This window comes from uncultured Marinobacter sp. (genome assembly GCF_913055835.1).
In the GTDB taxonomy this organism is placed as follows: domain Bacteria; phylum Pseudomonadota; class Gammaproteobacteria; order Pseudomonadales; family Oleiphilaceae; genus Marinobacter.
The window spans coordinates 51,699-75,354 of the sequence record NZ_CAJXKQ010000015.1 but is presented as its reverse complement, the minus strand read 5'-3'; the positions used below and the strand labels follow the sequence as shown (position 1 = coordinate 75,354).

The 23,656-nt window shown below is 59.2% G+C and carries 19 protein-coding genes; 10 read left to right on the top strand and 9 right to left on the bottom strand.

Translation table 11 applies throughout. The features are described 5' to 3' along the window. The first annotated feature begins 50 nt into the window (after nt 1–50). The gene (speA, locus tag QZ534_RS10305; protein ID WP_296934227.1) at nt 51–1,961 is read left to right on the top strand and encodes a biosynthetic arginine decarboxylase; all 1,911 of its coding nucleotides are present in this window, start codon (nt 51–53) and stop codon (nt 1,959–1,961) included. A gap of 6 nt (nt 1,962–1,967) precedes the next feature. Here the strand turns inward: speA and QZ534_RS10300 are convergent, their stop codons facing one another. Then, on the bottom strand, nt 1,968–3,005 hold the full coding sequence (locus QZ534_RS10300; protein ID WP_296934225.1) for an AraC family transcriptional regulator: 1,038 nt from the start codon (nt 3,003–3,005) through the stop codon (nt 1,968–1,970). 240 nt (nt 3,006–3,245) lie between these two features. Here QZ534_RS10300 and QZ534_RS10295 point away from each other — a divergent pair, with 240 nt between their 5' ends. Together QZ534_RS10295 and QZ534_RS10290 are read left to right on the top strand one after the other, a co-directional pair. Further along, complete coding sequence (locus QZ534_RS10295) at nt 3,246–3,845, top strand: sigma-70 family RNA polymerase sigma factor (RefSeq protein WP_053114200.1); 600 nt, start codon at nt 3,246–3,248, stop codon at nt 3,843–3,845. Then, entirely contained in the window at nt 3,842–4,480 is a 639-nt protein-coding gene (locus tag QZ534_RS10290; RefSeq protein ID WP_296934223.1) for a ChrR family anti-sigma-E factor, read from the top strand. The genes QZ534_RS10295 and QZ534_RS10290 overlap by 4 nt, the downstream gene beginning before the upstream one ends. A 91-nt stretch (nt 4,481–4,571) precedes the next feature. Here QZ534_RS10290 and QZ534_RS10285 read toward each other — a convergent pair whose 3' ends face one another. After that, nucleotides 4,572–5,315 (bottom strand): SDR family oxidoreductase, encoded by a 744-nt coding sequence (locus tag QZ534_RS10285; protein WP_296934221.1) that lies wholly within the window; start codon nt 5,313–5,315, stop codon nt 4,572–4,574. Nucleotides 5,316–5,482: 167 nt separating this feature from the next. On the opposite strand from QZ534_RS10285, the gene QZ534_RS10280 reads away from it, so the two are divergent. From QZ534_RS10280 to QZ534_RS10270, 3 genes are all read left to right on the top strand, one after another. Further along, a complete protein-coding gene (locus QZ534_RS10280; RefSeq protein WP_296934220.1) occupies nt 5,483–7,258 on the top strand; it encodes an acyl-CoA dehydrogenase C-terminal domain-containing protein in 1,776 nt (591 codons plus the stop codon). Between the two features lie 273 nt (nt 7,259–7,531). Then, a complete protein-coding gene (tcdA, locus tag QZ534_RS10275; protein ID WP_296934219.1) occupies nt 7,532–8,323 on the top strand; it encodes a tRNA cyclic N6-threonylcarbamoyladenosine(37) synthase TcdA in 792 nt (263 codons plus the stop codon). Nucleotides 8,324–8,344: 21 nt separating this feature from the next. Next, a complete protein-coding gene (locus QZ534_RS10270; protein ID WP_296934218.1) occupies nt 8,345–10,243 on the top strand; it encodes a sodium:proton antiporter in 1,899 nt (632 codons plus the stop codon). Here QZ534_RS10270 and QZ534_RS10265 read toward each other — a convergent pair. From QZ534_RS10265 to QZ534_RS10250, 4 genes are all read right to left on the bottom strand, one after another. Further along, nucleotides 10,229–11,212 carry an NADP-dependent oxidoreductase gene (locus QZ534_RS10265; protein ID WP_296934217.1) on the bottom strand — a complete coding sequence of 328 codons (984 nt, stop codon included), beginning with the start codon at nt 11,210–11,212 and terminating at the stop codon, nt 10,229–10,231. The two genes, QZ534_RS10270 and QZ534_RS10265, sit on opposite strands and share 15 nt — an antisense overlap. Before the next feature lie 81 nt (nt 11,213–11,293). Further along, entirely contained in the window at nt 11,294–11,755 is a 462-nt protein-coding gene (locus QZ534_RS10260) for a thioesterase family protein (protein ID WP_296934216.1), read from the bottom strand. Then, nucleotides 11,755–12,837 (bottom strand): SMP-30/gluconolactonase/LRE family protein, encoded by a 1,083-nt coding sequence (locus tag QZ534_RS10255; RefSeq protein WP_296934215.1) that lies wholly within the window; start codon nt 12,835–12,837, stop codon nt 11,755–11,757. The genes QZ534_RS10260 and QZ534_RS10255 overlap by 1 nt, the downstream gene beginning before the upstream one ends. A 100-nt stretch (nt 12,838–12,937) precedes the next feature. Beyond that, nucleotides 12,938–13,735: an alpha/beta fold hydrolase gene (locus tag QZ534_RS10250; RefSeq protein WP_296934214.1), complete on the bottom strand. Its 798-nt coding sequence runs from the start codon at nt 13,733–13,735 to the stop codon at nt 12,938–12,940. A gap of 398 nt (nt 13,736–14,133) precedes the next feature. On the opposite strand from QZ534_RS10250, the gene QZ534_RS10245 reads away from it, so the two are divergent. The 3 genes from QZ534_RS10245 (at nt 14,134) to QZ534_RS10235 (ending at nt 17,407) form a co-directional block, all read left to right on the top strand. Then, a complete protein-coding gene (locus QZ534_RS10245; RefSeq protein ID WP_296934213.1) occupies nt 14,134–15,216 on the top strand; it encodes an AraC family transcriptional regulator in 1,083 nt (360 codons plus the stop codon). Then, entirely contained in the window at nt 15,216–16,646 is a 1,431-nt protein-coding gene (gene cls, locus QZ534_RS10240; RefSeq protein ID WP_296934212.1) for a cardiolipin synthase, read from the top strand. Before QZ534_RS10245 ends, cls begins: the two co-directional genes overlap by 1 nt. Nucleotides 16,647–16,729: 83 nt before the next feature. Continuing rightward, complete coding sequence (locus QZ534_RS10235; RefSeq protein ID WP_296934211.1) at nt 16,730–17,407, top strand: GntR family transcriptional regulator; 678 nt, start codon at nt 16,730–16,732, stop codon at nt 17,405–17,407. 6 nt (nt 17,408–17,413) lie between these two features. Here the strand turns inward: QZ534_RS10235 and QZ534_RS10230 are convergent, their stop codons facing one another. Both QZ534_RS10230 and QZ534_RS10225 read right to left on the bottom strand, forming a co-directional pair. Next, complete coding sequence (locus tag QZ534_RS10230; protein WP_296934210.1) at nt 17,414–19,630, bottom strand: patatin-like phospholipase family protein; 2,217 nt, start codon at nt 19,628–19,630, stop codon at nt 17,414–17,416. 7 nt (nt 19,631–19,637) lie between these two features. Further along, nucleotides 19,638–20,243, bottom strand: coding sequence for a hypothetical protein (locus QZ534_RS10225; RefSeq protein ID WP_296934209.1), 606 nt, complete (start codon nt 20,241–20,243; stop codon nt 19,638–19,640). 218 nt (nt 20,244–20,461) lie between these two features. Between QZ534_RS10225 and QZ534_RS10220 the strand changes: the two genes are divergently transcribed. Further along, on the top strand, nt 20,462–20,827 hold the full coding sequence (locus QZ534_RS10220; RefSeq protein ID WP_296934208.1) for a hypothetical protein: 366 nt from the start codon (nt 20,462–20,464) through the stop codon (nt 20,825–20,827). 12 nt (nt 20,828–20,839) lie between these two features. Here QZ534_RS10220 and QZ534_RS10215 read toward each other — a convergent pair whose 3' ends face one another. After that, complete coding sequence (locus QZ534_RS10215; RefSeq protein WP_296934207.1) at nt 20,840–23,641, bottom strand: transporter substrate-binding domain-containing protein; 2,802 nt, start codon at nt 23,639–23,641, stop codon at nt 20,840–20,842. Nucleotides 23,642–23,656 lie beyond the last annotated feature (15 nt).

Sequence of the window (23,656 nt, the reverse complement as noted above, 5' to 3'; positions counted from 1 at the left end):
AGTGGGAATCCATACAATGGCGGCCAGTGTTTCCTGACAGGATAGCAAGCATGAGCGAAGCCAGCGCCACCCCGGCCCACAAGGTATACAACATCGCCCACTGGAGCGATGGCTACATCGGTGTCGACGACCGTGGCCAGGTACTGATCCGTCCGGATCGCGGCCGCAGCCAGGCCCGCATCAACCTTCCGGAATTGACCCGAACGCTGACCGATTCCGGTGTTCAGCTGCCGGTCCTGGTGCGCTTCGTTGATATCCTGCACGACCGCGTCAACCAACTGTGCGGCGCTTTCAACAAGGTTGCTGACGAACACGCCTACCGGGGTCGTTATACGGCAGTCTACCCGATCAAGGTAAACCAGCAGCGCCGGGTGGTCGAGGAACTGCTTGCCGCCGAGCCGGCCACCTCGAAAGGGCAGATCGGGCTCGAAGCAGGCAGCAAACCGGAGCTGATGGCAGTGCTGGCCATGTCACAGCAACCAGGATCGGTGATCGTCTGCAACGGTTATAAAGACCGCGAGTACATCCGCCTGGCCCTGATCGGCCAGACCCTGGGCCATCGGGTGTTCATTGTGGTAGAGAAAAAGTCGGAACTGCCACTTATCCTGGAGGAGGCGAAAGCCCTGGGCGTGTCGCCACTCATCGGGGTGCGGGCACGCCTGGCCACGATTGGCAAGGGTAACTGGCAGAACACGGGCGGTGAAAAATCCAAATTCGGCCTGTCCGCCAGCCAGGTTCTCGATGTGGTCAACACCCTGCGAGAGGCCGGCGCCCTGGATACCTTGCAACTTCTGCATTTCCACCTCGGCTCCCAGATCGCCAATATCCGTGATATCCAGACCGGACTCCGGGAATGTGCCCGCTTCTACAGTGAGTTGCGACAGATGGGCGCACCGATCGGCACGGTGGATATCGGCGGCGGCCTGGGAGTGGATTACGAGGGCACTCGCTCCCGCAGCAGCTGCTCGATGAATTACAGCGTTTACGAGTACGCCTACAACGTGGTGCATGTTCTGCAGTCCGAGTGCGATCGCCACGGCATTCCCCACCCGGACCTGATCAGTGAGTCCGGCCGGGCCCTGACCGCGCACCACTCCGTTCTGGTGACCAACGTGATCGACCACGAGGCACCGGAAAACCGGACACCGCAACAGCCAGACGAGACAGCCTCGGCCCCGCTGCACGATCTCTGGCGCGACCTTGAAAGCCTGCAGGACGCCAACACGCCGCGCTCACTGGCCGAAATCTACCATGACGTGCTGCATGCAATGGCCGATGTTCATACCCAGTTTGCCCACGGCGTGCTCTCCCTGCAGGAACGGGCAGATGCCGAAACGCTCTACACCCGCTGTTGCCGGCTGCTTCGTGATCAGCTGGACAGCAGCAACCGCGCCCATCGGGAAATCATCGACGAGCTCAACGAAAAACTGGCCGAGAAGCTGTTCGTGAATTTCTCCCTGTTCCAGTCACTGCCGGATGTCTGGGGCATCGATCAGATCTTCCCGGTCATGCCGATCAATGGCCTGAATCGTCCACTGAACCGACGCGCGGTGATCCAGGACATCACTTGCGATTCCGATGGGCGGATAGACCGCTACGTAGATGGCCAGGGCACCGAGACCACCCTGCCCCTGCCTGAAGAAAAAACCGGTGAGCCTCTGCTGATGGGCTTCTTTATGACCGGCGCCTATCAGGAGATTCTGGGCGACATGCACAACCTGTTCGGCGACACCCATTCTGTGGATGTCCGCCTCAGGTCAGACGGTGGCCATGACATCAGCGAACCCATCACCGGTGATACCGTGGCCAAGGTGTTGCGCTACGTGAACTTTGCACCGGATGCCTTGATGGATGCCTACCGAAACAAGTTCGCAGCCTCCACCCTGGCACCGGAAACCCAGTCGGCGCTGCTGGCGGAACTGGCCGCCGGGCTGGATGGCTACACCTACCTGGAAGAATAGCCAGCGTCAGGCTCTCTGGTGCTCCCGACGCCAGGCGCTCGGGGCAAGGCCTTCCCATTTGCGGAAGGCCCGGCCAAAGTTGGAAGGATCACTGTAGCCGAGGGCATCGGCAATCTCGTCGATCGTTAACTCATTTCGTCGAAGCAGCTCCAATGCCCGGCGATGGCGCAGGGAATCCTGCAGCTGCTGGAACCGGACACCCTCGGCTGCCAGCTGCCTGCGTAAAGTCCTTGCGGACACCTGCAGGTGTTCGGCCACCTCCTCGAGTGCCGGTAGCCGTTGGCTCCGCCCTGTCTCAAGCAGGCGTATAACCCGTTCGGAGACGGGCGTAGCGCCCTCAATGAACCGCATTTCCTCCTCGCACTGGGCTTCGGCAATCCGACGAGTCACCGGATTGGACAGTGACATGGGCGAATCCAGAAAAACCCGCTTGAACCGCAGCTGGTTCACTCCGCTGCCAAACGTGATCCGGCTGCCGAACAGCTGTCGATAGGCCGTTGCATCTTCAGGCTCCGGAAAATCCAGAAGGCAACGGCCTCCGTCCAGAAGCCTCTGGCCGAACAGCAAAAGATTCACATCCATCAACGAGGCCATCACCACATCAACGTTGAACCGGTACAGATCCTCAATACTGTGGGCCAGGTCCAGCTGGATTACGGCCTCATGGCCGTCCACGAAAAAGGACAGCTTCATGTAAACGAAACGGATCTGGAAATACTTGATCAACACCGTGAGCGCCTGCTCGAGAGTGTCGCAACTGATGGCGGCCTGGGCCAGGGAACCGTGGGTGGTGAACTTCAGTCGTTTGCCGTACTCGAGCCCCAGGGCCAGATCGCCGCTTTGAAGCAGGCTTTCGCGACACAGGGCGCTGAACTGATCAACCGTGATGAAATTCTCCGGGTGACCCAGCATGGAAGGCCGGATACCGGAGGCCGACAGAAGTCGGGACCGCTGCAAGCCTCGATCCTCCGCCAACTGGCAGAGAATATCCGCATAGTGCGCCCGGATGACGGGCAGGTTTCCGGTAATGCCGGGTGCATTCATGGGGATGGCTGTCTTCCGGTATCGGTGTATTGCTCAGACTAGACCGCTCTGCAGTTTCCGGCAATCACCGGCGAGACGACCGGCAACCGTCGCTGGCGCCAGATTTCTGCATCTTTTTTCCAAACGTGCTGATCCACTGAATAAACGAATCCGTAAATTCAGTCACTGACAAACCCGGGACGAGTGCATAGAATGATGACCAGAACAAGCTCAAATCATGCGACTGTCAAGGAGCGTCCGGTGACCACACTGGATCAGAAGCCAGCCAGTTCCGAGGGCCGGAAGGACCCGTGGAGCCAGATGCTGCAAAAAGTGGGCAAACACCAGGATCGCGAGGCGTACCACGCGCTGTTCGAGCATTTTGGACCGCAGATCAAGTATTACGCCATGGCCAACGGCCTGGCGAGCCACGCGGAAGAGCTCGTGCAGGAAGTTTTTGTGTCAATCTGGAGACGCTCTTGTCTCTACGATTGGCGGAAGGCAGCTGCATCAACCTGGATTTTCACCATCGCCCGTAACCAGCGCATTGACATGCTGCGGAAAATGCAGCGCACGAGTGCTGAAATGCCGGTTGAGACGGAAGATCTCTGGCAGATTCCGGGCGAAAACGAAAACGAGCCTGTCACCTCTTTGCACCGCCTGATGTCCGAGAGGCGAATCCGGGAATCCCTGAGCCATTTGCCGGAAGAACAGATTACGGTGATTGCCAAGGTATACATGGAAAACAAGTCGCACCAGATGGTTGCTGATGAGTTGGACATACCGCTCGGCACCGTGAAAAGCCGGGTTCGCCTGGCACTGAACAAACTGAAAGTGATTTTGCAGGACCAGAACGTATGACACGGCACCATCCCGACAGCCTGAGCCTGATGGAGTACAGCGCAGGTAACCTGAGCGAGCCACATGCTCTGTGCATCAAGCTCCACCTGGACAAGTGTTCCCATTGCCGCAGTCGTGTGGACACACTGGACAGTCTGGGTGCTGTGATGATGGAGCAGCAGCCGAAGGTAACGGTCTCAGAAGGCATGTTTGATAACATTCTCTCAAAGATCGACAGCGAGCCGGCAGACGAGCCAGCCGTGCCGGTGATCCCAAGAGTAAGCGCTTTGCAGAAGTTGCTTGGCGAAGATCTCAATAGCTTACCCTGGAAACGGCAGCTTGGAGATGTAAGCGTACTGGACATTACCGACCGTTTCCCAGGCCAGAAGGAACAGGTGGTACTGCAAAAGCTGGCCGCAGGTGGCAAGGCTCCGGCCCACACCCACCGTGGTGAAGAGACTACCATTGTGCTGCAGGGCGCCTTTGCCGACCAGAAAGGCGTGTTCAATCAGTGGGATTTTGTGGTGCTGACCGACGAAGATGAGCACAAGCCGGTAGCGGTTGGCTGCGAAGACTGCATCACACTGTCTGTACTCAGCGCCCCGGTGAAGCTGACCGGCACGTTTACCCGGATGCTCAATCCGTTTATCCGGTAACCGGCCAAGGTTGGCACTGGCGTGAGCTGAGTAAGCAAAGGGGCGATAGATCATCGCCCTTTTTTTGTGGCTGCTGCGAACGCACACCCCATTACCAGGGTAGCTCAGAGCCATCCCAGCTCAGGAATCGCCCGTTATCCTCCTCACCTACTCCATCAAGTACCGCAAGCAGGTTGGCCGCGGTTTCCGATGGCGTGTGCACCTTCAGCTTGGCCAGGGACTGACTGAACGGCTCACTCAATGCCGACTCGGTGGTGCCCGGATGCAGGGACACGCAGGCTATCGGCTTGCACCGGCGGGGCAGCTCGATGGACAGGTTGCGCACCAGCATGTTCAGCGCCGCCTTGGAGCTGCGATAGGCGTACCAGCCGCCAAACCCGTTATCGGTAATCGACCCGACCTTTGCGGAAACAGCCGCCACTCGTTTGAATTCCCGATGCCGAAGCCAGGGTAATAGCGCCTGCGTGAGCAACCCGAAGCCGGCTGCGTTCACCGCAAATGCCCTCGCCAAACTCCCGGCGTCCAGATCCTCGAGACGCTTCTCGGGGAACATGTCCGCCCCGTGGAGCAAGCCGGCAGCATAGATAAAACCATCAACGCCTTCCTGTTTGCTCAGTAACGACTCCAGGGCCTCCGAGACAGCTGCTGGCGACGCGCTGTCCTCGGCATCCCATGGCAGCACCGTACTTTGCTGATGAGTCCGCAAGAACTCCGACGCCTTGCCCGGCTCACGACATAACCCGATCACGCGCGTCTGCGAATCCCGCTCCACCAACCGGGTCGCCAAGGCACCCCCAATTGCACCGGAAACCCCGGCAATCACCACTCGTTTCATGAGACACCTCCTCTGTTGTGGAGGACATACGAAAATTCTTTCCGGCGGACTGCAAAACGGTGAACCGACACATTTAAACGATCGTATGAAACCAGTGTTCAAATCATCCTCCGAGCCCTGTCGCCACTGGCAGGACTCCAGAAAAAAGTGAACGTAGGAGAGTATCCATGCAATACCAGGCTCCGGCGAATGACCTTCGCTTTCTGTTGTTTGATGTATTGGGCGCAGACCGGCTGCACGAGCTGGAGAAATACGCCGATGCCACCCCGGATCTGATTTCTGCGGTCATTGACGAGGCCGGCAAACTCGCTGCGGAAGTCATCCAGCCCACCAACCAGGCGGGCGACCGGGAAGGATGTACCTACGATCCCGAAACCCGTTCGGTGAAAACACCGGATTGCTTCAAGGATGCCTACAAGAAATTTGTAGAAGGCGGCTGGACCGCGCTGGACGCGCCGCTTGAATACGGCGGCCAGGGCCTGCCTCACACCCTGAAGTTCGTGGTAGACGAGATGGTCTGTTCCACCAACCTGTCATTGGGCATGTACCCGGGCCTGACCCACGGCGCCATCAGCGCCCTGCATGCCCACGGCTCCGACGAACTGAAAAAAATCTACCTGGAGAAGCTGATCTCCGGCGAGTGGACCGGCACCATGTGCCTGACCGAACCCCAGTGCGGCACCGATCTGGGTCTGATTCGCACCCGAGCCACGCCCAACGAAGATGGCAGCTATGCCATCGAAGGCACCAAGATCTGGATTACCGGTGGCGAGCACGACCTGGTGGACAACATCGTTCACCTGGTTCTGGCCAAGCTGCCAGGTGCGCCGGATACCACCAAAGGCATTTCGCTGTTCGTGGTTCCCAAGTTCCTGCCGGAATCCGGTGAGCGCAATCCTGCCTTCTGTGGCGGTCTTGAGCACAAGATGGGCATCAAGGGCTCAGCCACCTGCGTCATGAACTTCGAGGGCGCCAAAGGCTGGCTTGTCGGCGAGCCAAACGACGGCATGCGTGCCATGTTCACCATGATGAACGAGGCTCGCCTGATGGTGGGCATGCAGGGCCTTGGCCTTGCGGAAATGGCTTACCAGCAAAGCCTCGGCTTCGCTCGTGAGCGCCTGCAGAGCCGTTCCCTGAGTGGCCCGAAGAACCCGGACGGCCCCGCCGATCCGATCATCGTGCACCCGGATGTGCGCCGGATGTTGATGCGCCAGAAGGTCCTGAACGAAGGCATGCGCGCCCTGGCCCTGTTTGCCGGACACCAGCTGGATCTGTCGGTTGCCCATCCGGATGAAACCGTACGGGAATCCGCCGATGATCTGGTTCAGCTCCTCACCCCCGTTGTGAAATCCTTCCTGACGGACGAGGGCTTCAACAACGCCAACACCGGCCTGCAGGTACTGGGTGGATCCGGCTTCACCACCGACTGGCCGCTGGAGCAGCTGGTGCGGGACGGGCGGATCGCCCGGATCTACGAAGGCACCAACGGCATTCAGGCCATGGACCTCGTGGGCCGCAAACTCAGCCTGAAAGGCGGTCAGCTGGTGCGTACCCTGTTCGGCACCCTGAGCGGATACCTCAAGGACAATCCGGGGGCGCCGCACCGGGAAGAACTGAAGAACGCCATGAAAGCGCTGGAAACCGCCACCATGTGGCTGGCCAGCAACGCGCCGAAAGATCCGGAGCAGGCGGGCGCCGCCGCCACACCCTATCTCCGGCTGATGGCGCTGACAGTCATCGGTTACCTCTGGTCCCGGATGGCCAACGTCGCCAACGAGCAGCTTGCCGCCGGCGAAGGCAACAAGCCACTGCTGGAGAGCAAGGTTGTCTCAGCCCGGTTCTACTTTGAAAAACTGCTGCCGGAAGTCGACTGGCTGCTGGGCGACATTCAGAGCGGCAAGGACAGCCTGATGGCGTTTTCGGACGACCACTGGGCCGCGTGATCCCGACTCCGGCCAGATGTCAGACACTCTGGCCGGAAATGACCGATGAATGACAGCTTGTGACCTTCAGCGCGACACTCTGAAAATTGATAATAATCACGTTGATTAGTGTCTCTGAACTAGTCCTGCCCAGCTTCCCGTCGAACTGGGCATTTTTGAAAGCCACGCCCTGCGTGGCTTTTTTTATGGAGTTTTTTTGTCTGTGCGGTCACTGAGTTACAATTGCGCTCTTTAATTTTGTCCGGCTTTTGAACGGGCCAACACGGGGGCACCATGAACGCCGACGATTACGCTTTCCGCTTTGGCGGAATTGAACGACTCTACGGGCGCCGTGCCCTGGAAGCCTTTCGTCACGCGAACGTAGCGGTGGTCGGCCTTGGCGGGGTTGGGTCCTGGGCAGCTGAAGCCCTTGCCAGAAGCGGCGTTGGCAGCATTACACTGATTGACATGGACGATGTCTGTGTGTCCAACACCAACCGACAGCTCCATGCCCTTGAAGGCCAGTATGGGCGTACCAAGACCGATGCCATGGCAGACCGGTTGCGGGCGATCAACCCGACAGCAGACATTCGGGTGCATTTCGGTTTCCTGACGACAAAGAACGTCAGCGACCTGATTACCGGGGATATGACCGGGGTTATCGACGCCATCGACAGCGTCAAGGCCAAGGCCGCTCTGATTGCCCACTGCCAGCGCCGGAAGATTCCTCTGGTGTGTGCCGGTGGCGCCGGCGGACAGATCGATCCCACCCAGATTCAGGTGGCGGACCTCAGCAAAACCACCCAGGACCCACTGTTGGCCAAGGTACGAAACCTGCTGCGCCGGGAATACGGCTTTTCCCGGAATCCGAAACGTCGCTTTGGAATTGAAGCCGTATACTCCCTGGAGCAGCTGACGTATCCTGCCGGAGACGGTGAAGTGTGCCTGCAGAAACCGGCCACCGACGGCCCGGTGCGACTGGATTGCGCCTCCGGCTTTGGCGCCGCCAGCCCGGTAACCGCCAGCTTCGGTTTTTTTGCGGCCTCCCGACTTCTGAACCGGATTGCCCGACGGGCCAACCAATAGATCAACGGACCTGAAACCATTATGCCAGTCAGTACTGTCCTGCTTCTTGCCAGCATTGGCGTTATCTCACTTTTCTGCCAGTGGCTTGCCTGGCGCGTGCGCATGCCCGCGATCCTGTTCCTGCTGGCGGGTGGCATTGCGGCCGGACCCGTTCTGGGCTTCCTGGCTCCGGAAGTGGTGTTTGGCGACCTGCTGTTCCCGGTTATCTCCCTGGCCGTCGCCATCATCCTGTTTGAAGGCAGTCTGACACTGCGTTACGAGGAAATCCGCGGCCATGGCAAGATGGTCCGCAACCTGATCCCGGTGGGCTCCATTGTCACCTGCATCATCGGTACCCTTGCCGCACGCTGGCTTCTGGATGTCTCCTGGGCTGTCGCACTGCTATTCGGCGCCATTTCCATCGTCACCGGCCCGACGGTCATTGCACCGCTGCTACGCTCAGTACGACCGGATTCGAAACTGGCGAATATCCTGCGTTGGGAAGGGATTATCATTGACCCGGTCGGGGCACTTCTGGCGGTTCTGGTGTTCGAGGGCATCGTCTCCTGGGGCCAGGGTAACGTGTTTGGCCACTCGCTCTATATCTTCGGCAAAACCCTGGCGGTGGGTTTCCTGATCGGTGCCGTTGCCGGCTACCTCAATGGCATTGTTTTGCGCAAGCACTGGATACCCCAGTACCTGCATAACGCCGGCACACTGACATTCATGCTCGGCGTCTACGCCATCTCCAACGAACTGGCCCATGAGTCTGGCCTGCTGACCGTGACCGTCATGGGCATCTGGATGGCCAACATGAAGCAGGTACCCATTGAGAGTATTCTGGAATTCAAGGAATCCCTGAGCGTTCTGCTGATTTCGGCGCTGTTCATTATTCTGGCAGCGCGGGTAGAGTTTGCCGCTATTGCCGAGCTGGGTTGGGGCCTGGTGGCGGTACTGGCGCTGCTGATGCTGGTAGCACGGCCCCTGAGCATTTTCCTGTCCGCCATCGGCACAAGCCTGAACTGGCGGGAAAAGCTCTTCCTGAGCTGGATTGCCCCCCGGGGCATCGTTGCCGCGGCAGTGTCAGCGCTGTTCGCCTTCCAGCTGCAAAAGCTTGGCTATGAAAGTGCCGGGGCCCTGGTACCCCTCGTATTCATGCTGATCATCGCCACCGTCACCCTGCAAAGCCTGACCGCACGGCCGGTTGCCCGCTTGCTGAAGGTTGCAGAACCGGCGGAATACGGCTTCCTGATTCTCGGTGCCAACCCGGTGGCCCGGATGATCGGCAAGGCCCTGAAAAAGTATGAGGTGCCGGTGACCCTGGCCGATACCAACTGGGAGAACGTCCGCCAGGCGCGCATGGAGAACCTGCAGGTCTACTTCGGCAATCCAGTGTCCGAGCACGCGTCGACTCACCTGGATCTGACCGGAATCGGCAAGCTGCTGGTCATCTCCCCCTACAAGCACATGAATTCCCTTGCCACCTACCACTTCCTGGACTGGTTCGGAAACAAGTGCGTGTTCAGCCTGGCAGAAGGTGACCAGGACCAGAAGGCCCGACACCAGACGGCCGAAAAAATACAGATGACCCGGGGCCTGTTCGATGGCGTCAGCTACGCCAAGCTGGCCAGTCTGGTCAGCCAGGGCTACACGGTGAAGACCACGCAACTGAGCGAAGAGTTTGGTTACGAAGAGTTCCTGAACAAATACCAGAACCAGGCCCTGGTACTGTTCACTTTCGACAGCAAGGAACATGTCGCTCCGGTTTGCAGCATGAAAGACCTGAAGCCGGAAAACGACTGGATCCTGATCAGCCTGGTACCACCCCAGGCCAGGAAGGAACGCAAGGAGAAAGAGGGGGAACAGCCTTCAGCTAGTGGGGAACGGCCTTCAGCCGGCGAGGATACACCGGCCGAAGAAAACCCTTCATCGACAATCTAATACCAGCTTGCCGCGCACGTGCCCACCTTCAAGCAGTTCGTGGGCCTGCGCAACATCCGCCAGCGCAAAGGCCTTTTCTATGTGCACCTTGACGTCGCCGTCCTCAATTAGTTCGGCAATCTCATCCAGGTGAAAGACATCGGGGCGAACAGTCATGCCATGGGCGCGTAATCCCATCTCCTCCGCGGCGCTGATGATTTCATCGGCGGTAACTGTGGGGATGGTAACGAGGACGCCCTGCTCGCCGAGAGTATGCAGCGAGCGTTTGCCGGTATCACCACCGACCAGATCCAGCACCACGTCCAGGCCGTAGCATTCTTCGCCGATGTCCGTGGTGCGGTAGTCAATCACTTCATGCACCCCGAGTTCCGCCAGGAAGTCGCGGTTACCGGCCGAAGCCGTGGCAATGACATGAGCACCGCGCTCCAGCGCAAACTGAACGGCGAAATGCCCAACGCCTCCCGCCCCGGCGTGAATCAGTATTTTCTGTCCGGACTCCAACTTCGCCATTTCAAACAGGGCCTGCCACGCGGTCAAAGCCGCCAGGGGCAAAGCTCCCGCAGACACCAGGTCGAGCTCTTCCGGCACAATGGCCAGCTCATCAGCCGCCGCCAGGGCGTATTGGGCATAGCCGCCACCGCCGGCCGGAAATCCAACCATGCCCATCACCCGATCCCCCGCCGCCAGGGTGGTCACGTTGGCACCAACTCCGACAACCTCACCGGCCACGTCGTAACCTGGCGTCCAGGGCAAGGAATTCTCGATCTGCCGGGCCGCGAATCCCAATCCCTTTCGGGTTTTCCAGTCAATGGGGTTAAGCCCTGCCCCGTGCACTCTCACCAGCACCTGATCATCCCCGGGAACGGGCACGTCCGCCTCGACCACCTGAAGGACATCACGTTCACCGAAGCGATCGTAGATCACCTGGTGCATCGTGGCTTCAGCGTTCTGATCAGCAGTATTTTCCATGGGGATCTCCGGACAACAGGTTAAACGGGATTGGCTTTTATCAAGACTAGCTGAAGTAAAGCACAAAAGAGCTCGGGGGACCTAAAGCCCCTTGCCTCCGGCCACCACAGCGGAACCGAGGATTTCGGCAAACTCTTTCGGCGCGCGGGCGGGCCGCTGGCTTTTCATATCGACACAGGCATGAGTCGAGACCGCCCTGACCAGGGTTTTACCATCCGACGGACGCACCAGCTGGAACTGCCGGGCGGAGCGGAAACGACCATCGTAGTCGGTCAGCCAGGTTCCCAACACCAGCTGGTCTCCAGTATTGGCCGACGCCAGGTAATCGATCTCCGTACGAGTGATGGCCATCGCCTTGCCGGTTTTCTCGTGCAGCGACCAGGTCATGCCCAGACTTTCAATGTGGGCCCAGCTGACATCCTCCAGCCAGCGCACATAGACAACGTTGTTGGCATGTCCGAGCCGGTCGGTATCCTCGGCCTGTACCGTTATATCAATCGTGAAGGGCTCCGGAAGATCCCAGGCAATGTCTTGGTGCTGCATCAGTTGCTCTCTCCGAGACCGGGAATGGCCTGCAACGGTAGCCGACCAATACGATCATTGTGAAGTGAACCAAAGTACAGGTTGCCATCATGGGGATTGACCGAGGTAATTTCCTGAAGATGGGTTCCCCGGGTGTCGTGAAGACTGGTAATGACCTCGCCGTCCCTGTCGAAGGCGATCACAAAGCCATATTCCTGTGGGGCAGGTTTCAGGCTGTCCGGGAGCTTCGCCACCAGGTCCTTGAGCCAGGGCCGTGGGTGCATGGCATCCACTTTCGGATTACGAAGGGTAGGAAACGCCACCCAGTAGCGCCCCTGTTCATCCACCGCCAGGTTATCTGGAAAACCGGGAAGATTGTCGGCAAACACCTCTGCCTGCCCGGCTCTGGGCCCATGAATCCAGTATCTGAGGATGCGGTATTTCCAGGTTTCATTCACCAGCACGTAATCACCTTCCGGAGAAACCGCAACGCCATTGGCAAAATGAAGGTTGCCCAACAGGACTTCGGCCTTCCCGGTTTTCGGAGAGTAGCGCAGCAAGCGGCCATGGGGGCGCATTTCCAGCAGATCCAGCAGGTATTCCGGCTGATGGAACTTCGAGCTGGCATCGGTGAAGTAAATTCGCCCGTCATCGGCAATATCAACATCATCGGTAAAGCGGAACAGCGTTCCTTCAGCTTCCCGGGCCAGTACGGTAATCCTGCCATCGGGGCTTATGGACAGCAGGCCTCTCCAGGCATCGGCCACAATCAGGTTCCCCTGACCGTCAAAAACCATACCCAGAGGCCGACCGTCCGTCGACAACCAGTTTTCGACCCGGCCATCCGGGAAGACCCGCACGATGTAGCCATCCTGGGTCCCGGTATAAAGCACACCATCATCGCTGATGGCCGTATCCTCGGGGCCATACACCTGGCCTCGGGCCAGAAGATCCGCCAGTCTCAGCCGTTCATTCGGCGCAAAAGGCCCGGTAAGGGGCGGCGGCGAGGGTGGACTCCAGGCTTTGCTGTCAACAGGAGACGGTGTCAGCAGGAAGCTGCCAAGTAGCAGAAAAACAACCAGCAACCCCACCATCCATTTCATACACTCTGCCCGCCTGTTGTTATATCAATTCCGTGTGTCAGCGATGGAGTTACCTTAGCAGACCGGCCGGCGGGCAGGAAAATACCCGACACGGCCCCGGTCACTCATCGGCACTGAGGAAACGGCGGCACAGGGCGGCAAAAGAGTCGGCTTTTTCAGCATGCAGCCAGTGGCCGGTCCCCTGGATAATACGCAACTGCGCCCGGGGAAACAGTCGCTGGATATCGTCCCGGTGCTTCTCCTGGATGTAAGCGGAATCCGCGCCCTTGAGAAACAGCACAGGGCCATCGAACGGGCCATCGCCCTCGGGCGCCCTGGCCAGGTTCCCATAGCAGGCATCGATAACGGGCAGGTTGAGCCTCCAACGGAACATTGGCCCATCTTCCTGCTGCTCTTCCCTGGGAATCCGCTCCAGGTTCTTGAGAAGAAACTGACGCACACCGGGCTCTTCGACAAAATCGGCCATCAACCTGTCTGCATCCTGGCGGGAGCGCACACCTGTAAGATCGATACTGGTCAACCCTTCCAGAATAGCGTCATGGCGCGGTTTGTAGTTGACCGGCGCAATGTCGGCCACGATCAGCCTGTCCACACGCTCCGGGGCCTGCAGGGCGACCTGCATCGCTACCTTGCCGCCCATGGAGTGGCCCAGCAGACTGACCTTGTCCAGGCCCTGTGCATCCATGTAGGCAAGTACATCGCCCGCCATGGCCGGATAATCCATGGTGTCGGTGTGGGGAGAGCTGCCATGGTTGCGCTCATCCAGCGCATGGATCTGCCATTGGTCTTCCAGACGGCGAGCGATGCCACCGAGGTTATCGAGGGATCCGAACAGCCCGTGCAACAGGATCAGGGGCGGGCCTTCGCCGGTAATGCGGTGATTCAGCGCAACAGTCATGGGCAGTCAGTCTCCGGATTGGTCTGCATTCTCAAACCGGATACATTACCACTGCCAGTCTTTCGAGCAAGTGCCGGTATTGACGGTCATTTTCCAGAGACGAAAAAAAGCCGGGCAGAGCCCGGCTGGAAGGTCATAGACGTTAAGCCTGAGAAATCAGCAATAGAAAATGCTGTTCAGGTACTCGGCGAGCTCAATGACGTTTTTGCGTTCAAGCTCGGTATGCGGTACGAAGATTTCCTGTTCCATAAAATACCTCCTGATTGCCTCTCCATTGCTTCAACCTGATACCCTGATGCTATCGTTAAACCCAGGCGTGACCGTTGACAGGCGGTTGCATACACTTGACATTTTGTATCAGTCATCATGACAGGTCGTTAACTATCAGGCCGTATAACGTGATATCCGCCCAACCCGAGCCCGCCAGCGCTCCCCTGGTGGCTGCCTCAAGCACACTGGCACTGGTCCATTACCTTGAACGCCAGGGCGTATTCAATGCTGCGCGCGTTGAACAGCTGACCGGGCTGGCGCTGGCGGAACTCACTGACCCGGACAGGCGTGTGCCAGCTGATGCCCACTACCGGCTCTGGGAACACGCAGAGCTTGTTACGGGGGATCCCGGCGTTGGCCTGCATGCAGGGCAGTTGGTGGACCCGGAACGAATGGGGCTGGTCGGGCATGTGTTTTTCAACTGCGACACACTGGGAGAAGCGGTAACCCAGTATGTGCGCCTGCATCGGCTGATCAACGAGTCGGTATTCCTGAGCTTCGAGCAGACTGCCGACCAGGCCATCCTTTGCTGGCAGCCGGACAGGGCCGAACACTACTGCCGTCAGGATATGGACCGGACCCTGGCCGCAGCCATCACCCGCACCCGACACTTCATTCATCCGGGTATCCGCGCGGAATGGGTGGAGATCGCTCACCCCGCTCCCGAGTATGCTGACGAGTACGAGAAGCTCCTTGGCGGTCCGGTCCGATTCGATTGTGGCATTACCCGTCTGGCATTCAGTAGCCGGCACCTCGGGCACCCGATTCCCCGCCGTAATCCCTACGTCTATTCCGCAGTGTTGAAACAGGTCAATTCCCTGTTGGCCAGGCTGCAGACCCGGCGCTCCTTTGGCCGCAAGATCCGCCGGCTGATTTCGAAACAGATGGCTACCGAGAGAATTGATGCCGACACCCTGGCCCGCCAGTGCCACATGAGCCGCCAGACCCTTTATCGAAAGCTGAAAAAGGAGGGCCTGAGCTTCCACGGACTGGTAGAGCAGGTCCGCCAGGATAAGGCGCTCAGGTATGTGGCGGCAGACCAGTACGCCCTTGGTGAGATTGCCTTCCTGCTTGGCTTTTCTGAACTCAGCGCCTTCAGCCGGGCCTTCAAGCGCTGGACCGGCACCTCGCCGGCCGAGTACCGCGCGCGGCATCTGGCAACGTCCGGGACAGAGAGCCAAGGTCCGGATTCCGGCAATGGAGAGCGATGATGGACGAACTGTCTCTGGTTGCGATTGCGGTAGGGGTTGTCTACCTGGGCGCCTTCGCCTGTATCTATCGCATTCTGCTTACCTACCGCACAACACAGGGCGCCATTGCCTGGGTGATTGCCCTGATCGGCCTGCCGTACCTGGCCGTGCCCATGTTCGTGCTGTTTGGCCGCCACCGGTTTGGCGGTTACGTGAAGGCCCGTCGGCTTGGTGACGAATCCCTCACCAACCTGCTGAACAGGTTCGAGCAACAAACCACCTCCATTCCGATTCCCACCAGAGACCGGTTTACCGACGAGCTACAGGTGCTCTGCCGGCTCGGCCGTCAGCCATTCACCGACGGTAATCGATGCACCCTGCTCAGGGACGGTGAGGCTACATTCGAGGCCCTTTTCGAGGCCATGGAAGATGCCGAGCACTATATCCTGCTGGAATTCTACATCGTGCGCTCAGACCGGATTGGCCGCCGGATCAAGTCCATTCTCGAGCGCAAACTTGCCCAGGGCGTGGAAGTCTGGTTCCTGTACGACGACATTGGCAGCGTCTGGCTGCCGCGCAACTACCTGAAGCAGCTTGCCGCCGCTGGCGCCCGGGTGGCTTCGTTCGGGAACGGAAACATCCGCAGGCGGCGGTTCCAGATCAATTTCCGTAACCACCGCAAGCTGCTGGTCTGTGACGGCAAAGTCGGCTTTGTGGGCGGCATCAACCTGGGGGACGAATACCTGGGCACCGCCATGGACCAGGAGCCCTGGCGCGACACCCATTGCCGGATTGAGGGCCCGGCAGTCACCGGCCTGCAGCTGGCCTGGCTGGAAGACTGGAACTGGGCCAGCAACGATTTCCCCAGCCTGGACTGGGCACCGGCCAATAACCAGCCGGGCAACGACGAGGTACTGATGCTGCCAACCGGTCCGGCCGACACCTGGGAAACCTGCACCCTATTCTTCCTGAACTGTATCAACAACGCCCGGAACCGTCTCTGGATCGCCTCGCCCTACTTCGTGCCAGATTTCCAGATCATGAACGCACTGCAGTTGGCGGCGCTTCGTGGAATCGACGTGAGGATCCTGATTCCGGAGAAATCAGACAGTCGCCTGATCGGTCTGGCCGCCTACTCCTACCTGGTCCAGGCCTGCAAGACCGGGATCGGCATCTATCGCTACCAGCCAGGGTTCATGCACCAGAAAGTGATCCTGGTGGATGACCGCTATGCAGCGGTGGGAACGGCCAATATGGACAACCGCTCCATGCGGCTGAATTTCGAGATCACCGCCATTACCACAGCGCCGCATTTTATCCGCAGCGTGGAATCCATGCTGGAACAGGATCTGGACAGTTCCCGCCTGATGACCGAAAGCGACTATAAGGACCGCTCGATCCTGTTCCGCCTGGCTTGCCGTGCCGTCCGGCTGCTTGCACCTTTGCTCTAGACCTTCCGATCACTGGCTCCGGAATACCCGATGTGCGACTATGCCTACACGATTCAGCCAGTACGCAGTAGCGACAGATCATCATGAATGCCTTTAAACCCAGAGAAACACTGACCGAACAGGTCGCCCGCCATATCGAGAACCTGATTGCCTTTGGCCAGCTCCGGTCCGGAGAACGGATCTACGAGGGTGCCATGGCCAAACAGATGGATGTCAGCCACGGGTCCATCCGGGAAGGGCTTCTGTTGCTGGAAAAGAGGCATCTGGTTCGTAACGTTCCCCGCAAAGGTGCGTTCGTCACGCCGCTGGACGAGTATTTCGTCCGCAGCCTCTACGAAACCCTGGAACTGTACCTGACCCACACCGGGCGCAAGCTGGTCCGCAACTGGCAGGCTGATGATATGGCCAGGCTGGAGAACCTCTATGACCAGATACAGGCCTGCTACAAGAAAAACGATCTGATGGCCTTCCTGGAACTGGGTATTGAATACACCAAGGCATCGCTGGCCTATGCCGACAACTACTTCATTGTCGCAGCCATCGATGACCTCTGGCCGTCGGCCAAGCGCTGTGCGTTCGTCGCTTTCCAACAGGGAGGCAATCAGGTGCTTGAAGACAACCTGTCGCACATGGAGCAATCCATCAGCGCGATCAAGGATCGGGATGAAGAACGCCTGGCGGAGATACTGCACCGCTTTGCTCTGCAACAGTGTCAGCAGGTTCTCACCGCCATCGAAAAGACCGGCAACAAGACTGCTTGAAAGCCCTCAGTAGAACAGCTGGGTGAAGGAAAAACCGATGTTGAGGTAAGCCGTCCAGTTGTCCTCGTTGTTGTAGGCGGCGGCCAGCTGAACCGGCCCGAGAAAGGTATCCACGCCGGCGAACACACTGGAGGATTTCACCGAGCTGTCCCAGCTTGCCGCATCCAGCGAGGGCCAGGCGTTACCCGCCTCGAACCCGGCGCCCACAAACCAGGGCAGCAGTGGTCCACCAAACGTCTGGCTGGCGTAGGCGGAGACCATCAACGCGTTGTCTCCGGTAATTTCACCGGGCGCGTATGCCGATAAACGCCGAAATCCGCCCAGGCGGACCGCATTTTCAATGCCCGGCGAACCCTTGGTTACCGCATGGGCATACACCAGCCCGGTCAGCGTCAGGCCTTTCCAGCTCTCGGTACCCAACACCAGGCCGGTTACCGAATCGAACTCCCGGTCGGATCCCAACCCTTCCCGTTCGAAACGTCCCCGAAGGCCCGCAAAACCGCCCGCCCGTGGGAAAAACGTATCATCCAGCGAATCATGAACCAGTTGCAGTGCTATGCCACCCTGATGCACGGACCCCTCCGGCGCCACCGGCTGGCCGATCTGCTCATCCACCGTGGCATAGCCCCGGGCATAGATCAGACGGACCTCGGCATTGCCGCCAATTTCCATGCCCAGTGCCAGATCCGCTTTTCGGAAGGTCACGTCCACCTCAGCAATACGCGTGCCCGAGGCATCAAACTGGCTGAAGGTATCCCGGGAATATTCGCCACCGAGCACCAGGAATCGCTCATAGCCGTAATCCAGTGGTTGATACCACTGGCTCCGCAGCCAGGGCTCCGTGCCAAGCTGAACACCGGTCTGCCATTCCCCACCCAGCTCATTCAACTCGGTCATGCGAAGGGATGAGGCAAGGTTGAAACGGGTTTCCCCGTCGAAGTTGTCCTCATAGTTGAGTCCGAAAGACAGGTAGTTGGGGCCCCAACTCTTCTCCTGGACACGTATGGTCAGGACCGTTCCTTCAGGCGACGACGACGTGGAATACGACACGATTTCATAGTAACCGAGGCCATAGATCCGCTTGAGATCAGCCTCCAGCTGCCCGGTATCCAACGGCTCGCCGGTTCTCTGTCGGATTCGCTCCTTGAGGAAGTCGCGGGCCAGCCGACGACTGTCTTCGATCTCGATGCGAGAAATGATACCTGCGCCTGCGTCTCTTGCCGCCACACGGTCCCGCCAGGCCGCCCACGCCTTCCGGGAAACCGCAAGTGGGCGTAGTTCGACACCGTGTCCCCTGGCCGTGCTGGCGCCCAGTTCAAACAGTACCGGAGCATCGTAGAAATCGGCCGAGGTGTAGCCTTCCAGGTCCGGGCGTATCAGCACATCCCGATCCGCAAGCAGATCCAGCTGTTGATCGGTGTTTCTCCGGGTCATGATGGTTGTGAGCTGACCAACCACGGAAAATGCACCCCGCAGTTCGTCGGTCTGCATCAGGCTGTCGGTAATATCTATGGCGATGATAACGTCAGCACCCAATTCCCGGGCGACGCTGATTGGCAGGTTATTGGCGACGCCGCCATCTACCAGCAACCGGCCGTCGCGCTCCACCGGCGCATACACACCGGGAATACTCATGCTGGCCCGGATGGCCTCGGACAGGTTGCCATCACCGATCACCACCTGCTCGCCGGTCTCCAGATCCGTGGCAACGGCGCGGAACGGAATGGGAAGCCGGTCAAAGTCCTCAACCAGGGCGGCGTTGTGGGTCAGTTCGTTGAGGATGAAACCAAGATTCTGGCCGGCAATCAGTCCACCGCCGACGTGCAGGCCATCGGCGCGAACACCGATGCCCGGAACCACCGGAAACCGCCAGTCATCCTGCTTCCGCCGAACCGGCTTGTAGACCCGGCCGGGATCGTCCCGAAAGCTGGAAAGCCAGTCCATTTCGATAAAGCGTTGCTCGATGTCACTGACCGGCATACCGCTGGCATACAGGGCGCCAACCGCGGAACCAGCGCTGGTGCCTACCACCAGGTCAATCGGAATCCGCATCTCCTCCAGCACCCTCAGCACGCCCACATGGGCCATACCCTTGGCGCCACCGCCACTGAGAACCAGCCCCACCCTAGGGCGCTCCTCCGCCGGGGCCAACGGTGCCAGAAGAAACAGGATCGCGGTCAGCAGCCAGAGCCCAACCCGGGGCCAGCAGTTGTGCTGAGTCACAACTGGCTCATTTCCGCTCAGGGGAGTCGTCGTCCGCCAACGAGAGGTGGGATACATCAGGTATCATCGGGGGTGGCAGGTCACGCTCCACACCCAGGTCGCTGCCAGGCGGGGCCAGGCTCCACTCGTCCAGATGCTGGAACATTGGGGGTTCCACTTCGGTCTTCTCGGCCAGGGTGACTCCGACGGGGTCCAGACTCAGACCAGAGCCGGATAGAATCGTATCCACCTTCTCGCCAGCCACCGGCAGGCGATCGCCCGGCTCTGTTTCGGGAACCCCGCCAGCTTTTGTTGCCGCCGGAGATGCAGCGGGCGCCGGCTGCTGACGCGGCTGGTTTGCCGGGGCCGCAGGCCTGGACTGAGGTGCGGTATCGGCCGCAGGCCGGGCGTCAGCCATCGGCTGCACGTAGGCGACCATGCCGTGCTTCTTCAGAACCGCCCGGTACTTCTCGGCCTGAACCTCTTCCAGCTTGTTACGAATAACCACCGGCTGACCACTGAACATACGGTCGACCTGCTCGAGAGAGGCCTTGAACAGGGTGCGGGCGTTATTGCGCGCGGTTTCCAGATCCGTTCCGGGAACGCATTCCCCTTTAAAGACAAGCTGAAACATGCGTTTTCCTCTTAACGTCCACCTTTCTCACATCATAGTTGATCGTGTCCCGCATCGGGAGCCCAGGACACCGCCCGTCACTGTATCGAGAGTGCAAACAATTGAAAAATTAATGTCACATATCACGCAAAATGCGACAGACTCTGCAATAATCAACGGTAACCAAACTTTACACTTGGTTACAGATTAACCGGATTGTCACCAGGGAGTGGCCTCCAATGACCATCAAACATTCGCTTCACATCGCTGCCGCGGCCCTGATGCTTTCGGCGCCCTTTGCTCATGGTGAAAACCTCGACGTCCTGATGAGCCAGGTGTTCCCGGAAGCCCAGGCAACCTATATCGGTTACGAGAGCGTTGAGCGACAGGATATTCCTGCCAGCGCCGCGGTCGACCGCAAGTACCTGATTGTGGACTTCCGACTGGCCTCCACTGAAACGGCCTCTGAACAGCTTCAGGCCAGCGTGCACAAGGTCTGCATGACCCTGCTGAAAGACCGCGACCTGATCCGACAGCTATCAGATTCCGGGTACGATATGGTCTCGGTTGCTTTCGACCGTCGCTCGCAATTCGATTGCCTCTGAGACACCCCCACTTTACTCCTCGCGACCGAGCAGTTTCGGGAAGGCCTCAAGGGCGCTGTTGACCGCATCCAGGTTGAACGCCTCAACGTCCGCTAGCAGCTTCTCCCCGTAGCGCGTCACGGACCGGGAGCGGAACCGCTGGCCCCAGGCCAGCACCCGCCGGGCGAAATCCTTCATCTGTTCCGGATCGCCGCTTTCTCTTACGGTTTCCCATTCATCACCGAAATCCGCTGCCAGCTGTTCCCTGAGCCAGCCCCGTTCCTGCATGCTCAGGGTCTGGGCCAGAAGCCGGTCTGATTCCTTGGGCGCTCCCTCATCTTCTGCCTGTTCACCGGTCGCCTCGACCCGCGGCAAGGTCACGGTAAAGACTGAACCGGTGCCCGGCTCACTCTCCACCTCCAGCTCACCGCCCATCATCCGGGCCAGCTTCCGGCTGATGGCTAACCCGAGGCCGGTGCCGCCGTAGCGGCGCGTGTTCTGCCCCTCCTGCTGCTCGAAGGCATCAAAGATCCGCTCCACCTGATCCTGAGGGATTCCGATACCACTATCACTGACCGTGACGACCAGTTTGTAGTACTGGCGCTCCGCGACTTCTGCAGTTTGCTCCGTTCCTTCGGTCCGGTTCTTCAGCGGCTTCGCCGTAGCCCGCACCGTCACACCACCGTCATGGGTAAACTTGATGGCATTGCCAACCAGATTAAACAAAACCTGCCGAAGCCGGGTCTCGTCCAGCATCATGGCAGCAGGCATGTGTGAATCGACACTCACTTCCAGAGTGATGCCCTGCTCTCTGGCGCGCAGATCAAAGATGTGACGAACATCGTCCAGAAGACGGCGAACAGACACTGCGGAATAGTCCAGCCTCATTTTTCCTGCTTCAATGCGGGACAGGTCCAGTATGTCATTGATCAGCATCAGCAGGCTGCGGCTGCCTGCCCGGATAGCATCCAGATAGTTCCGCTGCTGTGGATCGGTAACGCTGTTGCTGAGCAGATCACTGTAGCCGATCACCGCGTTCATCGGCGTGCGGATTTCATGGGACATGTTGGCCAGGAACTCACTCTTGGCCAGGCTGGCAGCTTCCGCTTCACGGGCAAGACGTTCGGCTTCCAGTTTGGCGGCGCGCAGCTCATCCTCGCTCCGGCGCAGGGCGTTCTCGGAACGAATGCGCTCATCCACTTCCCGGGACAGCTTCCGGTTCCAGTACAGGAAGATCAGCACCACCAGGATGGCAATCAGCACCACCCGGCGCACCACGGTATAATCCGTTTCCTGCTCAATATCCAGGTGGATCCAACGGTTGTAGATGGACTCTGTCTCGCTGGCTTCGAGGCTGCCCAATGCCTTGTTCAGCACCCGGTGCAGCTCTGGACTGTCCTTGCGTACCGCCAGCCGAAGATCGTATTCGTACGGGGTGATACTGGTAATCCGGAGGTTGGAAAGACCCAGCCGGGCCACGGTGTAACTGACCGCCGGAATGTGGGTAACCATAACATCCAGATCCCCGTTGGACAGTGCCAACAGCCCTTCCTCCACGGTCTCCATGGGGTAGAGGTCCAGATTCGGATGGTTGATCAGCAGATAATCGTGGGCCGCCTGCCGGTTCACCACACCCACCCGCTCGCTTCGAAGCTCGCGAAGATCGCCGATAAAACGCCCATCATCCCGGATGGCGAGGGCGATGGGTACGGTCAGGTAGGCCCGGGTGAACAGAAAAGCATCTTCGGTTCGCGGTGTGCGGGACAGTCCGGGGAGTATATCCACCTCACCCGATCGAAGCTGCTCTTCGGCATCCATGCGACTCGCGACCACCGACCGGCTAAACCGAACATTCAGTTGGCTTTCGAGCCGCGTAAGCAGATCCGGAACCAGGCCGGTGGGCCGGCCATCCTGGGTATATTCGAACGGCGGCCAGTCCGAGCGGAAGGCAACCTTCAGATCAGGATGACGCTTGAGCCAATCAATATCCGATCCGGACAACTCCAGCCCGCTGCGCTCCATCGCCGGCTGGTCGACCTGCAGCCATGACTGGCGGATGGTACGGTGCTCATTATGGCTGATGGCGGCAATGGCCTTGTTCAGCACCTGATAAAGGCGATCACTGTCAGTATCCACCCGCAACACCACGTCCACCGGACTGCCGTCGAGCAGCACCGACAGACCGATACCGTTTACCATGGCCGACTGCAGATAATCGGAAACCACAGGCACCGGCGCGAGAAAGGCATCGGCCTGCCCTGAAAGAATCTGCCCAACGGCTTCGCTGACATTAGTCACCGGAACCGGCGTAAACTCTTCAACCGGATCAAGCATGGGGTACTGGTTGGGGTCGCCGGCGATCACGGCAATTCGGCTGCCTTCCAGATCTGCCAGGGTGCGAATGGCAGCATCGCCAGCACTGACGAACAGACCATAGGTGAGGGACATCAGAGGGTCGGTGAAGCGTTTACCGGGAACCACCGGCATTCCTGGCATCCGCGTGGTCAGAACCGCATCGGTTGCCAGCTCGCTCTGAACCGGGCCAGTGCCTTGCCCTGTTGCCAGAACAACGGGCTCCATGGTGACACCAAGCTTTTCTGAAAGCCGGGCAAGGTAATCAATGTAGGTCCCGGCAAGCACGCCGTTACCGGTATCAAAAACCAGCGGCACCTGATCACTGCGAAGACCGATACGGAAGCGGTCCTGCTCTGCCAGCCAGCTCAGTTCCTGTTTGCCAAGCACGGGTGCCGGCGAAGCTTGCGGAGGCTCCGCCCGCACGGGGGATTGAAACAGCGCCAACAGGCAGCATAGTAAAAAGGCAAGGGTAACCTTCACTGGATATCCTTCAGG

Coding starts and splice junctions, on each gene's coding strand:
- speA (WP_296934227.1), top strand. CDS start 51: ATGAGCGAAGCCAGCGCCACCCCGGCCCACAAGGTATACAACATCGCC.
- QZ534_RS10300 (WP_296934225.1), bottom strand. CDS start 3,005: ATGAATGCACCCGGCATTACCGGAAACCTGCCCGTCATCCGGGCGCAC.
- QZ534_RS10290 (WP_296934223.1), top strand. CDS start 3,842: ATGACACGGCACCATCCCGACAGCCTGAGCCTGATGGAGTACAGCGCA.
- QZ534_RS10285 (WP_296934221.1), bottom strand. CDS start 5,315: ATGAAACGAGTGGTGATTGCCGGGGTTTCCGGTGCAATTGGGGGTGCC.
- QZ534_RS10280 (WP_296934220.1), top strand. CDS start 5,483: ATGCAATACCAGGCTCCGGCGAATGACCTTCGCTTTCTGTTGTTTGAT.
- tcdA (WP_296934219.1), top strand. CDS start 7,532: ATGAACGCCGACGATTACGCTTTCCGCTTTGGCGGAATTGAACGACTC.
- QZ534_RS10270 (WP_296934218.1), top strand. CDS start 8,345: ATGCCAGTCAGTACTGTCCTGCTTCTTGCCAGCATTGGCGTTATCTCA.
- QZ534_RS10265 (WP_296934217.1), bottom strand. CDS start 11,212: ATGGAAAATACTGCTGATCAGAACGCTGAAGCCACGATGCACCAGGTG.
- QZ534_RS10260 (WP_296934216.1), bottom strand. CDS start 11,755: ATGCAGCACCAAGACATTGCCTGGGATCTTCCGGAGCCCTTCACGATT.
- QZ534_RS10255 (WP_296934215.1), bottom strand. CDS start 12,837: ATGAAATGGATGGTGGGGTTGCTGGTTGTTTTTCTGCTACTTGGCAGC.
- QZ534_RS10250 (WP_296934214.1), bottom strand. CDS start 13,735: ATGACTGTTGCGCTGAATCACCGCATTACCGGCGAAGGCCCGCCCCTG.
- cls (WP_296934212.1), top strand. CDS start 15,216: ATGGACGAACTGTCTCTGGTTGCGATTGCGGTAGGGGTTGTCTACCTG.
- QZ534_RS10235 (WP_296934211.1), top strand. CDS start 16,730: ATGAATGCCTTTAAACCCAGAGAAACACTGACCGAACAGGTCGCCCGC.
- QZ534_RS10225 (WP_296934209.1), bottom strand. CDS start 20,243: ATGTTTCAGCTTGTCTTTAAAGGGGAATGCGTTCCCGGAACGGATCTG.
- QZ534_RS10220 (WP_296934208.1), top strand. CDS start 20,462: ATGACCATCAAACATTCGCTTCACATCGCTGCCGCGGCCCTGATGCTT.